1 protein-coding gene is annotated in these 1036 nt (G+C 51.0%); it reads right to left on the bottom strand.

What is annotated here, in order from left to right; translation table 11 throughout:
* On the bottom strand, positions 1 to 1036 hold a 1036-nt coding region (locus H8Z76_RS13445; RefSeq protein ID WP_186982838.1), incomplete at both ends, for an InlB B-repeat-containing protein.

Below are 1036 nucleotides of genomic sequence, written 5' to 3'. Positions count from 1 at the left end.
CCATTCCGCCGCCGTCATTCGTATTGCCGTCATAGTAAACGAATACGTTATACGTCCAGTGCGCGTACAGCGTGATGTCCTGCTTTGGTGTATAGGCATCCCCGCCCCTTCCGACACACACTCCGCCATCCGGCGCCGTGTACCATCCGGTAAAGTAATACCTTACCCATCCTTTGTTATCCTCACTGAGCTCCCAGTATTCATCTGCTTTAGACGCATTGGGAAGTGTTACTGCGTTGTCATGCCATGCCGCATAAAGATTCCTGGTCTTTCCCGGTTCCGCGATATTCATTACGGACTGCTCATCCGTATAGGAGATCCCGACAGCCGCCGGGCTCAATTTCCAGCCCGTGAAATCCGAAACCACACTGTCTGATCCACGTTCCACGCTGTTTCCGCCGTTTACATCATATCCGATGGTAAATCCACGGGTAAACCCGTTTTTATTCAGTTTTGCTGCCACACCATAGTTGATCGTCTGATCCTGCATGGAGCCGCCGGTCGCACCGTTTCCTTCAAAATGGACAGTATAATTCTTTGGATAATAGCAGACATAAAACGTATTCTCCGCAGAAACATTTTTGCATACATACTCCTGTCCGCCGGTATCCGCCACGGTCGTTCCCGCCGGTGACGGGTCTGTCCTCACGATCGCATAATTCCGGTAATTTTCCGGTGTCTGCGTATATTTCACGGTGTAATTATCACCGCCCCACACCGTTTCTGTCTTATCCGTGCCAAAATATTTCCAGCTGCCGCCCTCATATTTATAGTTCCTGCTGGTCTGTTTGTAACGATCCCATACTACCACGTCATTTCCATACGCCCGTTTGGTAAAAGCGTTAAGATCCCGGAAAGAAAGGTTCGATGTCACGTTCTGCGCTGTTGCCGCGGAATCCGTCCGCACCATGACTTTTCCTCTCTTATAACAGTCCGTCGGCATGTTGATCACAAGCCTCCTGCCGCTGTGGGTCACCACATATCTGCCAACCGTAGGCAGCCAGACACTTTCCGCTCCGCCCTCGATAACCAGGTT

The sequence above is a fragment of the Roseburia yibonii genome (assembly GCF_014297335.1).
Taxonomy (GTDB): Bacteria; Bacillota; Clostridia; order Lachnospirales; family Lachnospiraceae; genus Roseburia_D; species Roseburia_D yibonii.
This window is presented reverse-complemented; position numbering and strand designations above follow the sequence as displayed.